The organism is Actinoplanes campanulatus, assembly GCF_014647795.1.
GTDB lineage: Bacteria > Actinomycetota > Actinomycetes > Mycobacteriales > Micromonosporaceae > Actinoplanes > Actinoplanes campanulatus.
The window spans coordinates 119,722-132,814 of sequence record NZ_BMPW01000011.1 but is presented as its reverse complement, the minus strand read 5'-3'; the positions used below and the strand labels follow the sequence as shown (position 1 = coordinate 132,814).

The window sequence follows — 13,093 nt, the reverse complement described above, 5'->3', positions numbered from 1 at the left end:
GCCTCGCGCCGGGCCCACTCACCGCCCCCGGACGCGGCGGATCGCCCGGATCACCATTCGCTCGACGGCGTTGGGCGGTCGCTGCGCCGGCGTGGGCGCGGGCGGCCGCGGGATCCGGTCCGGGCCGCGGGCCGGCATGGGGACGCGCAGCTCGGGAAGGGTGCGGGCGTCCAGGGCCGCGATCACCTCGGGACCGTTCGGGAAGAGGGCCGGCTCGACCTGCACGTGGATGGCGTCGTGCCCGACGAATCGCCGGGCCCCGTCCGGCCACTGGAGCACGGCCGAGCACTCGGCGAAGAGAACCGTGACCGCCGAGTCCTCCCGGGCCAGGGTGAGGCCGGTCTCCCCCACGGTCAGGCGGATCTCCGGGGCGCCGAGCGCCGGGTAGGTGGCGCCCTCGACCGTCCGCTCGGACCCGGTCGGCGCGGCGGTGTACCCGGCCCGGTCGGCCTCGCTGCGCCCCGGCGTCATGAGCAGGCCGTCGGCGCAGGCCGCGGCGGCGACCGCCGCGACGCTGTCCCGGGTGACCGTGTCCAGTTCGGCGAGCACCTCGTCGAGGCTCTGCACCGGCCGGCCGTCGAGCAGGTTGAACACCTGGCCGGGCAGACGGGCGCCGGCCTCCTCGGCGCGGCCCAGTTCCTCCCGGCGGCGGCCGGCCACGACCGCCACCTCGGCCGGGTCGAACCGCCCGAGCCGGGCCGCGGCCAGCACGTCGACGAAGCCGCCGAGCACGGCCTCCTGCTTCTCCGGCAGCGAGTCGGCGACCGCGGTGAGCAGCGCCCGGCCGCCGGCCCGCGGCGTGTACTCGGTGTGCACGTTGTAGGAGAGCCCGCTCTCCTGGCGCAGCGACCGGAACAGCGACCGTTTCAGCAGGTCGGCGAAGACCGCGGTGCTCTGGCCACGCTCCACCACGGCGTCCCAGGCCACGACGTCGGAGCCGCCGGCGAAGTACGCCGGGCGTACTGGAAGGGTGGAGGAGGGAGTGGGCGCCGGCCGGCGCGTGCCCTCGGGAAGTTTGAGCTCGAGGCCGGCGGGCACGCCGGACCCGGCGATCCAGAGCGCCGCGTTCTGCCGGTTGAAGTAGCGGGCCGTCCAGGCCCGCAGGTCGTCGGGGGTGAGCCCGGTCAGGCCCCACTCCGGGTAGCCGGGCATGCCGTAGTCGCGGGCCCCGTGCCGCCACAGCGCGAGGGCGTCGGCCGCGCCCTCACCGCGGCCGTTCTCCTCGGTCCGCAGGATCTCCTTCTCGGTCGCGAGCCGGTGCATCGGCAGGTCGTGCAGCCCGGCGCAGACCCCGTGCAGAAAGGCCACGATGTCGTCCTCGGCGCCCTGCATGTGGAAGAAGGTGTGCTCGACGCCGGTGGTCCCGTTGTAGTGGTAGTCGGCCACCCCGAAGGAGAACAGCGCGAGGTGCTCGATGAGGTGCGTGATGCCGCGCCGGGCCAGCGGCTCGTCGGCGTGACCGACCCGGAAGACCAGGCCGGCGTGCATCGGGCCGGTAGTCGGCGCGAGCAGAGCGGGAATCCCGTCGACCTCGAACGGGTCATTCACGGCGCAGCATCCATCTTACCGCCCAGCGCCGGCGCAGCTCGACCACCGAGTCCAGGCAGAGCCACCCGAACATCGCCGTCAGGCCGACGGCCCCCAGCACGGCCTCCCCCTCGAACCGCCGCTCGATCACGGACTCGGCCAGCAGCCACACCAGAGTGCCCAGGCCCAGAAGCACGAACGGGCCGAAGAAGAGCAGGGCGAAGTACGGCCCCCAGCGCGCCCGCCAGGCCGCCAGCCGTGGCTCGCGGTGCGGGGCCTCCGGCTGCGGGATGGCGACGCGGTCCCGGGGCGGCATGTCGATCCGCAGGCGGGCCGGGATCCGGGCGTCGATCTCCCGTACCACCCGGTCGGCGCCCCGGTAGAGGGTCGGCTCGATCCGGGCCGTCACCGCGTCCAGGCCGATCATCCACCGCCCGCCGTCCGGCCAGGCGAGCAGCAGCGCGCACTCGTCCCAGCGGACCGACGCGACCTGGCCGTACCCGGTCACGCTGATCCCCTCGTCCCCGCTGATCAGGCGCAGGCCGCGGTCCTTGCGCCCGCGGTGCACACGGCCGGGAAGCGCGGCTTCCGACATCTCGGGGGCCGCGGTGTACCCGGCCCAGTCGGCGCTGCTCCCGGGCGGGGTCATCAGCAGACCGGCGTCGTACGCGGCGGCCGCCACCTCGGTCACGTCCTCGGCGGTGACCGCGCGCACCTCGGCCAGCGCCTCCTCCAGGGTCTGCACCTCACGGCCGGAGAGCAGGTTGAACGCCTGGCCGGGCAACCGGGCCCCACGCGACTCGGAGTCGCGCAGCCCCTCGCAGGTCAGCTTGACGACGGTCGCCACCTCGTCCGGGTCGATCTGCCCGGCCCGCATCGCGGCGAGCACGTCGATCAGGCCGCCGAGCGCCGCCTCCTGTTTCTCCGGCAGCGCGTCGGCGACCGCGATGATCCGGGCGGTGCCGTCAGCGCGCGGGACGTACTCGGTGTGGGGTTGGTAGGAGATGCCGTCGCGGCGGCGCAGGTCGTTCATCATCCGGCGTTCCAGCACGGTGGCGAAGACCGCGGCCCGGGCCTCCCGGCGGACCACGGTGTCCCAGGCGATGGTCCCGCCGGCGCGGGAGAAGAAGGCCGGGGTGACCGGCAGCTCGGTGGTGACGGTCGGCGCGGGCCGCCGCTCACCGGACGGCAGGTTCAGGACCAGCCCCTCCGGGATCTCCTCACCGGCCACCCAGAGTGCGGCGTTCTCCCTGGTGAAGTAGCGGGCGATCCACTCCCGTACGTCGTCCTCGGTGATCCCGGGGAGGGCCCACTCGGGGTAGCTGGGCACGCCGAAGCCGCGGGCGCCGTGCCGCCACATGGGCAGCGGGTCACGGTCCGGCGGCGTGCCCTGGACGAGCTGCCGCACCGTGGCGAGCCGGGCCGCCGGCGGGTTCCGCAGCGCCCCGCACACGCCGGTGAGGAACTCGGCGACCTCGGTGGGCGTGCCGTGCATGTGGAAGAAGGTGTGTTCGGCGCCGGTGGCCCCGAGCTGCCGTCCGTCGGTGCCCAACCCGTCGGTGACCAGGTGCTCGACGAGCCGGGTGAGGCCGCGCCGGGCCAGTGGCTCGTCCGCCGTGCCGACCCGGAAGACCAGGCCGGCGTGCGTCGGCCCGCTCGCCGGGCCCAGGACCGCCGGAACTCCGTCGACCTCCAACCGCTTGATCACGTGTTACCTCCCGCCCGTGCCCGGAACTTCTCGATCGTCGCGGCCGGATCGCCGAGGTACTCCCATGGCCACCGGGAGCCCAGCCCGCCCAGCGCGTCGAAGAGGGAGGCCGCGGCCGGCTGATCGTCGAGCAGGACGAAGGCCATCGCGAAGGTGCTCATCGTCCGAACCCAGCCGTGGGTACGCCGGAAGTCCGGGTGCCACACCGAGCGCATGGCGGCCTCACGCAGTTCGGCCCGCACCCGGTCGACGTCGGTGACCACCTCGGAGTGCTCGATGTAGGCCTCCGCCAGCAGGACCGGGTTCGGTGCTCCGGCGGGCGCGGCGGCGGCCGCCTCCTTCGCGAACTCGTACGTCAGCGCGGCGTCCCCGTACCACTTGGTGCAGAGACTCTGCAGCATCTGCTGCTGGCCGGGCAGGTGGTGCGGATCGATCTCGGCGAGCCGGCCGTAGCGGCGGCGGATCTCGGGCAGACCGAGTTGCAGACCACGAGCGGTGACCAGCCGGGCGGTCCAGATCGCGGAATCCCTCGGGCTGCGGGCGGCGGCGTCGACGAGCACCCGCTCAGCCTCGACGAGTCCGGCCCGGAACGCCACGAACTGCTCCCGGCTCACGTGCTCGGCCCGGGCCCTGGTCCGGATCCGCCAGGCCGCCTCGACCAGATACTGGCCCAGCAGGGCACCGGCCGTACCGTCGCCCGGATCGCCGCGCAGCACGCCGCGCAGGAAGTCCTCCAGGCCGTCCACGTCGGCGACGGCCGCCGTCAGGTAGCTACGTTCCGCCTGTTCGGCGGCGTCGAGCAGCTCCCGGCAGGCCGGCCAGTCCCCGGCGTCCAGCGCGGCCCGCAGGGCGGTGATCTTCGGGTACGCGGCCGCCGGGTCCAGATTCGATTGACGCGGAAGCATGGCGGGCAGCATAGATCTCCCGCGATCACCGGCGGATTCCGGGTGATCGCCTACTCAGGACACGAGAGGGTCGTCGAGCAGGTGGTCGAAGGCCAGCTCGGCCGCCCCGATCAGGGCCGCGTCGGTGCCCAGCTCCGGGGTGCGCAACCGGACGTGCTCCCGGCAGGCGGGCAGCCCCACGGCGTTGAGCCGGCTGCGGATCTGCGCCGCGGCGCCCAGGTAGACGTCCCGCAGCGTGCCCCCGAAGATGACCACCTCGGGGTTGAAGATGTTGACCAGGTTGCCGACGCCGAACCCGACCCAGTCGCCGACCTGCCGCAGCGCGTGCTGGGCCTGGCTGTCCCCGCGCATCGCGGCGTCCACCACGGCGAGGACCGCGTCCCGGCCGCTGCGGTCGTCGCGCCCGGCGAGGCGGAGCAGGGCGTGCTCGCCGATCTCGGTCTCCCAGCAGCCGCGGGAGCCGCAGCTGCACGGCCGCCCGTACGGGTTGACGACCATGTGACCGACCTCGCCGCCGTACCCGCCGTGCCCGGTGACCCGGCGCCCACCGGCCACGATCCCGGCGCCGACGCCGACGTCCCCGTACAGATAGAGGACGTTGTCCGAACCGACCGCGGCCCCGCGCGCGTGCTCGGCGAGCGCGCACACGTCGGCGTGGTTGCCGACCGTCAGTTTGCCGAACTCGCCGAGCTCGGAGCGGACGGCCGCGCCGACCGGCTCCTCCACCCAGCCGATGGTGGGGGCGAGGCGGACCATGCCGTCCTCGCGGCGGACCATGCCGGCGACCGCGAGGCCGGTGCCCACGCAACGGCCGTCGTCGGGGGCCCCGGAGCGCATGGTGGCCACGAAGTGGGAGAGCGGGCGGACCGCCTCGGGGGCGGTCATCCCGGGTGGGCGCTCGGTCTCGTACTGCTCGAGGATCCGGCCGCCGAGCCCGATCCGGGCGGCACGCAGGCGGTCCACCTCGATGCTGAGCGCGTAGGCGTACACCCGTCCCGACTCGGGCCGGACGACCAGTGAGGGTCGCCCGGCCCGGCCGGTCTCGCGGGGCGCCGCCTCGCTGACCAGGCCCGCGCCGATCAGTTCGGCGGTGAGAGCTCCGATGGTGCTGCGGTTGAGGCCGAGCCGGGTGGTGAGTTCCGCCCGGGACGTGGCGCCGTGCATGTGCACGTAGCGCAGCAGCGTCCCGAGGTTGTGCCGGCGTACGTCTTCCTGGCTGGGCCCGGCCCGCATCAGCGTCCCGTCCCCCGCACGGGATCCTGCATCATCAACTACCCGTTGCCGCTGCTCTGCGCCGGGCCAGGGCGTCGACGCTCGCCGCCGCCAGCAGCACGAGGCCGGTGAAGATGAACTTCACGCCGGAGTTGAGGCCCAGCAGGGTCATGCCGTTCTCGATGACGATGATGACCGCACCACCGATGACCGCATAGATGACCTTGCCCTTGCCGCCGAAGAGACTGGTGCCGCCGATGACCGCCGCACCGACCGAGTAGAGCAGGATGTTACTGCCACCGGTGTTCGGGTCGACGGAACTCTGCCGGCTGACGACCAGGATTCCGCCGATCGACGCCATGAACGAGCAGATCACGAAGACCGAGATGCGGATGCGGTCGACCGGGATGCCGGCCCGGCGGGCCGCCTCGGCGTTGCCACCGACCGCGTAGACGTGCCGGCCGTAGGTGGTGCGGGCCAGGACGAAGGTCCAGATCACCAGGAAGACCACGATGATCGGTACGACGATCGGCGTGCCCTTGAGCGAGGTGATCGCCTTGTTGACGGCCCGCTCCAGGGTGAGCACGTAGGTGGCGGAGAAGGCCAGCAGCGCGACCCCGGCGATCCGGGCCGCCACGATGCCGAGCGGCTCGGCGATCAGGTTGCGGGAGACCCGGCCCCGCCAGCGGAGCAGCTGCGCCGCGGCGAAGCCGCCCACGCCGACGATCGCGAAGAGCCAGCTGTCGCGCACCGACAGGGTGCCGTTGTTCAGCGCCTTGACGAACTCGTCGGTGATCGAGATGTTCTTGCCGCCCTCGAGCAGGGTCAGCAGGACGCCCTGGAAGCCGAGGAAGGCGGCCAGCGTGACCACGAAGGACGGGATCCCGAGCTTCGCGACCAGCACACCGAGCACGAGGCCGATGACGACGCCGGTGACCATGGCCGCCGGGATCGCCACGTACCAGGGCAGGCCGTGGGTGGTCAGCAGGATCGCCATGACCGCGCCGCAGACGCCGCTGGCGAACCCGGCGGAGAGGTCGATCTCGCCGAGCAGCAGCACGAAGACGAGGCCCATGGCGATGAAGACGATCTGGGCGCTCTGGTTGAACAGGTTCGCGAAGTTGAGCGCGCTGAGGAACGTCTCGCTCCGGGCGGTGCCGAAGATCAGCACCAGGACCAGCAGGCCGAGGACGGCCGGGAGGGTGCCGAGGTCACCGCCGCGGATCCGGGCGAAGTAGTCCCGGGTGTGGCTCGCGACGGTGGGTTTGACGACCTGGATGCCACCGGCCGTCTCAGTCGTGGTGGTCACTTCTTGACCTCTCCCGGCGTGATGTCGATGAAGTCGGAGGGTCGCTCCGGGGGCAGGCCGAGGTTGCCGCTACGGCCGCCCGTGATCAGCTCGACGACCTGGGAGTGGGTCACGTCGGCGGCCTTCACCTCGGCGGCCATCCGGCCCAGGTAGAGGGCGGCGATCCGGTCGGAGACCGCGAAGACGTCGTTCATGTTGTGCGAGATCAGCACCACGCCGAGGCCGTTGTCGGCGAGCCGGCGGACCAGTTCGAGCACCTGGGCGGTCTGCGCCACACCGAGGGCGGCGGTCGGCTCGTCGAGGATGACGACCCGGCTGTTCCAGAGCACCGCCTTGGCGATCGCGACGGTCTGGCGCTGGCCACCGGAGAGGCTGGAGACGAGCTGGCGCAGCGACTTCACGGTCCGTACGGAGAGGCTGCGCAGTGTCTCGCCGGCCATCTCCTCCATGGTCGCCTCGTCGAGGACGATGCCGCGCTTCTTCTCGCGGCCGAGGAACATGTTCTGGACGATGTCCAGGTTGTCGCAGAGCGCGAGGTCCTGGTAGACGACCTCGATACCGAGGGCGGCGGCGTCCCGGGGGTTGTGGACCGACACCTCCCGGCCTTCGAAGGTGACCGTGCCCGCGTCGATGCTGTAGATGCCGCTGATGCACTTGACCAGCGTGGACTTTCCGGCGCCGTTGTCGCCGACCAGGGCGGTTACCTCGCCCGGGTAGACGCTCAGACCGACGTCGTGGAGGACCTGGACGGGACCGAAGCTCTTGTCGATCCCGCGCAGCTCCAGGAGGGGTGTCGCGGCCACTGATGGTTCTCCTTCGTTCGGTGACCGGGTTCCGTCGTGGGCTGCGCCACTTCGTCGTGGCGGGGCCGACTACGGGAAGGTTCTGTAGAACCGACTCCGGCGCCGCCCGCGCGAGCACGGGCGGCGCCGGCCTTCAGCCGTTGGTGTCCGGCTTTCGGTGGTCAGCCGAGACTCAGATGCCGGCCTTGGTGCAGGCCTCGGCGAAGTCGGCGGTGCAGAGCTCTTCCTTCGTGACGAAGCCGTCGGTGACGACGTCCTTCACGTTGGCCGCGGTGATCGACTGCGGGGTCAGCAGGACGGACTTGACCTCCGCCTTGCTCTCCGGGTCGACAACCGTCTTGGTGGCGGTGCTCGGGGTCTCCTGCTTGGCCAGGGCGATCGCCAGCTCGGCGGCCGCGTCGGCCTCCTTCTTGATCGCCTTGTAGACCGTCATGCACTGGTCGCCGGCGAGGATGTTCTGCAGGCCCTGAACGGTGGCGTCCTGGCCGGTCACCGGGACCTTGCCGTTCAGCTTGTTCTTCTTGAGCACCTGGATCGCGGCGTTGCCGAGACCGTCGTTGGCGGCCAGGACACCGGCGATGTTCTTGTTCGAGGTCAGCTGCTGCTCGAAGATGGTGCCGCCCTGGGCGTTGTCCCAGTCCGGAACGTCCTGGTCCGGGCCCTTGACGTACTCGCCGGCGTCGAACTTCGGCTTGAGCACCGAGTCGTAGCCCTGCTTGAAGAGGGTGGCGTTGTTGTCGGTCGGCGAACCGTTGAGGTACGACACGACCGGCTTGGTCGCCTTCTTCTCGGTGAGGCAGTCCACCAGGCCCTGGCCCTGGAGCTTGCCGACCTCGGTGTTGTCGAACGACACGTAGTAGTTCGCGCCGCCGCCGAGGGTGAGGCGGTCGTAGTCGATGGTCGCGATACCCGCGGTCTTCGCCTTCTCCAGGACGGCCTTACCGGTGCCGGAGTCCAGGTTGACGATGACCAGGACCTTGACGCCGCTGGCGATCATGCCGTCGGCGATCGTGGTGAACCGGGTCTTGTCACCCTCGGCGTTCTGGATGTCGGCCTCGACACCGGCCGCCTTGAACGCCTCGGTCAGGTACTTGAAGTCGGCGGTCGCCCAGCGGGCCGAGCTCTTGGTGTCGGGCAGGATCACACCGACCTTGCCCGCGGAGCTCTTGGTGCCGGTGTCGGTGCCGGTGTCGCCACCGTCGTCGGTGCCGCAAGCGGCCATGCTGCCGGCCATCAGGCCGACCGCGGCAAGGGCGAACAGTCCCTTACGCATCCCTTATTTCCTTTCGGGGGGTAAATCCGGGGCCTTGTGTCGGATTTTTCAGAGAATTGGCGCCTGGGAGCACCGTGTCTCTGCGTAGCGCCGATGGATGAGGAACCGGTTTGTTGTGCCCGGCAACGTATTCCCAACGTGGCCGAGAACACAAGCCGCAACGGCCGTCTATCTCGTAGCGAGGGATAACAATCCGGCAACACGCCCGTGCCACCAGGGCGCCGTCCAACCCCTCAAGGTCGCCCCGCGATCGGCATACCGTAACGCTAGGTAGTATTTTCGCCGACCGGGCGCCGAACCGCGAAGAACGGACGGGTACTAAGATCCGGCCGCTCGGATCGGGGCGACCGTCGCACCGGTCAGCCGGATGAGATCGACGGGCGCCAGCGCCACCTGCAAGCCGCGGCGGCCGGCCGAGACGTACATCGTCGCCAGCCCGTCGACCGAGTCATCGATCACGGTCGGCAGTCGTCTGCGCTGGCCGAGCGGGCTGATCCCGCCCCGCACGTACCCACTGCTGCGCTCGGCGGCGGCCCGGTCGGCCAGGATCGCGCGTTTGCCGTCGGCCGCGGACGCCAGCGCCTTCAGGTCGAGATCGCCGGTCACCGGCACCACCCCGACCACGAGCCGGCCGTCCACCTCGGCCACCAGCGTCTTGAACAGCCGGTGCGGCTCGACCCCGAGGGCCTGCGCCACCAGCGCCCCGTACTGCGGGGCGTCCGGCGACACGTCGTACGGATGCAGGGTGTGTGCCACCCGCTCCGCGGTGAGCAAGGCGGTGGCCGGCGTGCCGGCCGCTTTCTTGACCATGCGCGGCACGGTACTACCGCGGCCGATCTCCGCGCACGTCCGATTCCGACCTGTTACGCCGTTGTTGTCAGGAGCGCCGTGGGAGCCCCCTCCACCCGGGTCAGCAGCAGGCCCGCCGTGTTCGGACCGGACAGCTTGAGATCCTTGCGCAGTTGGTCGGGCACCAGCGCCGAACCGCGCTTGCGGATCTCCAGCACCCCGACGCCCCGCTCGCGCAGCAGCGCCCGCAGCCGCTTGAGCGAGAACGGCAGCACGTCGGTCACCCCGAGGCGGCGGGCGAACGGCGTGTCCACCGGCTCGTCGGTGTAGACGTAGGCGATCTCCGGGTCGGCCAGCCACCCGCCCACACTCGCGGCGAACTCGGCGACCAGGTGCGAACGGATCACCGCCGGGTCGAGGTCGTAGATCCAGGCGCCGACCGGGCCGACCGGCGCCCGTTCCATGCCCGAGCCGGTCAGCCCGGTCACCTCGGAGCCGCTGATCAGGGTGGCCCGGCGCTCCGCGGACGCCAGCGGGCCGCACCAGAAGGCCGCCTCGACCAGGTCGCCGCCGACACTGACCCACTCCCCCTCGGCACCCGGCGGCAGCAGAGCGTGGTCGATGCCGGGCGCCAGTTTCAGCACCGTGCGGGGCACCCGTACGGGCAGGCCGGCGATGAAGTCCCACGGCGGCGAGTAGGCCTTCGGATCGAACACCCGGCCCCGGCCGGCCTGGCGGCGGGCCGGGTCGGCGAAGACCGCGCCGTACCGCTCGACCTCGACCGTGGTCGCGTCCGCGCACTCCACGGTGATCCGGCCGGACAGCCCGGCGGCCTCGGCGTTCGCGGCGGCCAGGGCGGCGGTCAGCGGGTCGGCGTCCACGGCGTACACGGAGATGCCGTGCCGGGCCGCCGCCAGCGCGTCGGAGCCCAGCCCGCACCCCAGATCGGCGAGGGTCTCAACGCCGGCGGCGGCGAGCCGCGCCGCCCGCCGGTCCGCGACGGCCGCGCGCGTCGCCTGCTCCAGCCCGGCCCGGGTGAAGAACATCGCGGCGGCGTCCGGGCCGAACTTGCCTGCGGCGCGCCCACGCAAACTAGCCTGGGTCAAGGCGGCCGCGGCGAGTTCCGCGCCGAAGCCCCGGGCCCGCATGGCCGAGGCCGCGGCGAGCGGCTCACCGCCGGTCACCTCGGCCGCCACGGCCAGGGCTTTCGACCCCTCCGGGGTCCGCAATAGTTGCAACAACTCAGGTGTCACGTCAGGCATTCTCCCTGGCGTGACAGGTTGGCACTCTGGTTGACGGAGTGCTAGTTCCGGCATAGTCTCCGGTTAGCACTCTCACCATGAGGGTGCCAGCCGCCCGGCCCGTCCGTGCGGTTAGGCACCAGGCGGACCGGCACCCGCGACGACGGCCCCGCCCGGTGGCATGAGGCATTGACCGGCCTGGTTCAAGGCCGGCGAAACCTGTACCCAGGAGGGTATGCCCGTGACTACCGCGACCAAGGTTGCGATCAAGCCGCTCGAGGACCGCATCGTGGTCCAGGCGAACGAGGCTGAGACCACGACCGCCTCCGGCATCGTGATCCCCGACACCGCCAAGGAGAAGCCCCAGGAGGGCACCGTCCTCGCCGTCGGCCCCGGCCGGATCGACGACAAGGGCAACCGCGTCCCGCTCGACGTCAAGGTCGGCGACGTTGTTCTCTACTCGAAGTACGGCGGCACCGAGGTCAAGTACGCCGGCGAGGAGTACCTGGTGCTCTCCGCCCGCGACGTCCTCGCGGTCATCGAGAAGTAAGACCTAACGTCTGTGCAGGCGCCCTGTTCCGGTTCTCGGGGCAGGGCGCCCGTGCGTGAAGGGACCAATACATGGCGAAGATCCTCAGCTTCTCTGACGACGCCCGGCACCTCCTGGAGCACGGCGTCAACACGCTCGCCGACACGGTCAAGGTCACCCTCGGGCCGCGCGGGCGCAACGTCGTCCTGGACAAGAAGTTCGGCGCTCCCACGATCACCAACGACGGCGTGACCATCGCCAAGGAGATCGAGCTCACCGACCCGTACGAGAACCTCGGCGCGCAGCTCGTCAAGGAGGTGGCGACCAAGACCAACGACGTCGCCGGTGACGGGACCACCACGGCGACCGTTCTCGCGCAGGCGCTGGTCCGCGAGGGCCTGCGCAACGTGACCGCGGGCGCCAACCCGATCGGCCTCAAGCGGGGCATGGACCAGGCCGCCGAGGCCGTGTCCAAGGCGCTGCTGGCCAAGGCCGTCGAGGTCGCCGACCACAAGGCGATCGCCAACGTCGCCACCATCTCGGCGCAGGACGCGAACATCGGCAAGCTCATCGCCGACGCGATGGACCGGGTCGGCCGCGACGGTGTCATCACCGTCGAGGAGGGCTCGGCGCTCCAGACCGAGCTCGAGGTGACCGAGGGTCTCCAGTTCGACAAGGGCTTCATCTCGCCGAACTTCGTGACCGACGCCGAGTCGCAGGAGGCGGTGCTGGAGGACGCGCACATCCTCCTCACCACCCAGAAGATCTCCAGCATCGAGGAACTGCTTCCGCTGCTGGAGAAGGTGCTCCAGACCGGCAAGCCGCTACTGATCGTCGCGGAGGACGTCGAGGGCCAGGCCCTGTCCACCCTGGTGGTCAACTCGCTGCGCAAGACCATCAAGGTCGCCGCGGTGAAGGCGCCCGGTTTCGGTGACCGCCGCAAGGCGATCCTCCAGGACCTGGCGATCGCCACCGGCGGCGAGCTGATCGCCCCCGAGCTGGGCTACAAGCTCGACCAGGTCGGCATCGAGTCGCTGGGCAGCGCCCGGCGGATCGTCGTCGACAAGGAGAACACCACGATCGTCGACGGTGGCGGCAACTCGTCCGACGTCGCCGACCGGGTCGCGCAGATCCGCAAGGAGATCGAGGCGTCCGACTCCGACTGGGACCGTGAGAAGCTCGCGGAGCGGCTGGCCAAGCTCTCCGGCGGCGTCGCGGTGATCAAGGTCGGCGCGGCCACCGAGGTCGAGATGAAGGAGCGCAAGCACCGCATCGAGGACGCCATCGCGGCGACCAAGGCGGCCGTCGAGGAGGGCACCGTCCCGGGCGGCGGCGCCGCACTCGCGCAGGTCTCCAAGGACCTCGAGGGCAACCTGGGCCTCAGCGGCGAGGAGGCGCTCGGCGTCGGCATCGTCCGCAAGGCGCTGGTCGAGCCGCTGCGCTGGATCGCGCAGAACGCCGGTCACGACGGCTACGTCGTGGTGGGCAAGGTCGGCGAGCTGGGCTGGGGCCACGGCCTCAACGCGGCCACCGACGAGTACGTCGACCTGGCCGCGGCCGGCATCATCGACCCGGTGAAGGTGACCCGCAACGCGGTCTCCAACGCCGTCTCGATCGCCGGTCTCCTGCTGACCACCGAGAGCCTCGTGGTGGAGAAGCCGGCCGAGGCGGCTCCGGCCGGCGCCGGTGGGCACGGCCACAGCCACGGTCACGGGCACGGCCACCAGCACGGTCCGGGCTTCTGACCGGGTCGGGCTTCGATGTGAAGGGCGCGCTCTCCGGGGCGCGCCCTTTCCT

The 13,093-nt window shown here is 71.4% G+C and carries 11 protein-coding genes; 2 read left to right on the top strand and 9 right to left on the bottom strand.

The window, feature by feature from the left end:
- Positions 1-18 precede the first annotated feature (18 nt).
- The 9 genes from IEZ13_RS22160 to IEZ13_RS22120 form a co-directional block, all read right to left on the bottom strand.
- Complete coding sequence (locus tag IEZ13_RS22160; RefSeq protein WP_183222896.1) at positions 19-1,548, bottom strand: peptidase M16 family protein; 1,530 nt, start codon at positions 1,546-1,548, stop codon at positions 19-21.
- Positions 1,541-3,235, bottom strand: a complete 1,695-nt coding sequence (locus IEZ13_RS22155) for an insulinase family protein (protein ID WP_183222895.1) — start codon at positions 3,233-3,235, stop codon at positions 1,541-1,543. Before IEZ13_RS22155 ends, IEZ13_RS22160 begins: the two co-directional genes overlap by 8 nt.
- A complete protein-coding gene (locus tag IEZ13_RS22150; protein ID WP_229794870.1) occupies positions 3,232-4,140 on the bottom strand; it encodes a DUF4034 domain-containing protein in 909 nt (302 codons plus the stop codon). Before IEZ13_RS22150 ends, IEZ13_RS22155 begins: the two co-directional genes overlap by 4 nt.
- 54 nt (positions 4,141-4,194) lie before the next feature.
- Positions 4,195-5,373 carry an ROK family transcriptional regulator gene (locus tag IEZ13_RS22145; RefSeq protein ID WP_183222893.1) on the bottom strand — a complete coding sequence of 393 codons (1,179 nt, stop codon included), beginning with the start codon at positions 5,371-5,373 and terminating at the stop codon, positions 4,195-4,197.
- Between the two features lie 34 nt (positions 5,374-5,407).
- On the bottom strand, positions 5,408-6,661 hold the full coding sequence (locus IEZ13_RS22140) for a sugar ABC transporter permease (protein WP_183222892.1): 1,254 nt from the start codon (positions 6,659-6,661) through the stop codon (positions 5,408-5,410).
- Positions 6,658-7,464, bottom strand: a complete 807-nt coding sequence (locus IEZ13_RS22135; protein WP_183222891.1) for an ATP-binding cassette domain-containing protein — start codon at positions 7,462-7,464, stop codon at positions 6,658-6,660. Before IEZ13_RS22135 ends, IEZ13_RS22140 begins: the two co-directional genes overlap by 4 nt.
- A gap of 172 nt (positions 7,465-7,636) precedes the next feature.
- Positions 7,637-8,737 carry a sugar ABC transporter substrate-binding protein gene (locus IEZ13_RS22130; RefSeq protein WP_183222890.1) on the bottom strand — a complete coding sequence of 367 codons (1,101 nt, stop codon included), beginning with the start codon at positions 8,735-8,737 and terminating at the stop codon, positions 7,637-7,639.
- Positions 8,738-9,055: 318 nt separating this feature from the next.
- A complete protein-coding gene (ybaK, locus tag IEZ13_RS22125; protein ID WP_183222889.1) occupies positions 9,056-9,547 on the bottom strand; it encodes a Cys-tRNA(Pro) deacylase in 492 nt (163 codons plus the stop codon).
- A 53-nt stretch (positions 9,548-9,600) separates the two neighbouring features.
- Positions 9,601-10,788, bottom strand: coding sequence for a class I SAM-dependent methyltransferase (locus tag IEZ13_RS22120; protein ID WP_183222888.1), 1,188 nt, complete (start codon positions 10,786-10,788; stop codon positions 9,601-9,603).
- Positions 10,789-11,002: 214 nt separating this feature from the next.
- On the opposite strand from IEZ13_RS22120, the gene groES reads away from it, so the two are divergent.
- Positions 11,003-11,317, top strand: a complete 315-nt coding sequence (groES, locus tag IEZ13_RS22115) for a co-chaperone GroES (protein WP_014440794.1) — start codon at positions 11,003-11,005, stop codon at positions 11,315-11,317.
- Between the two features lie 71 nt (positions 11,318-11,388).
- Positions 11,389-13,041 (top strand): chaperonin GroEL, encoded by a 1,653-nt coding sequence (gene groL, locus IEZ13_RS22110; RefSeq protein WP_183222887.1) that lies wholly within the window; start codon positions 11,389-11,391, stop codon positions 13,039-13,041.
- Positions 13,042-13,093: the final 52 nt, after the last annotated feature.

What these genes read in the sequence shown, in the direction of transcription:
- IEZ13_RS22150 (WP_229794870.1), bottom strand. Translation starts at nt 4,140, where the DNA reads ATGCTTCCGCGTCAATCGAATCTGGACCCGGCGGCCGCGTACCCGAAG.
- IEZ13_RS22145 (WP_183222893.1), bottom strand. Translation starts at nt 5,373, where the DNA reads ATGCGGGCCGGGCCCAGCCAGGAAGACGTACGCCGGCACAACCTCGGG.
- IEZ13_RS22130 (WP_183222890.1), bottom strand. Translation starts at nt 8,737, where the DNA reads ATGCGTAAGGGACTGTTCGCCCTTGCCGCGGTCGGCCTGATGGCCGGC.
- ybaK (WP_183222889.1), bottom strand. Translation starts at nt 9,547, where the DNA reads ATGGTCAAGAAAGCGGCCGGCACGCCGGCCACCGCCTTGCTCACCGCG.
- IEZ13_RS22120 (WP_183222888.1), bottom strand. Translation starts at nt 10,788, where the DNA reads ATGCCTGACGTGACACCTGAGTTGTTGCAACTATTGCGGACCCCGGAG.
- groES (WP_014440794.1), top strand. Translation starts at nt 11,003, where the DNA reads ATGCCCGTGACTACCGCGACCAAGGTTGCGATCAAGCCGCTCGAGGAC.
- groL (WP_183222887.1), top strand. Translation starts at nt 11,389, where the DNA reads ATGGCGAAGATCCTCAGCTTCTCTGACGACGCCCGGCACCTCCTGGAG.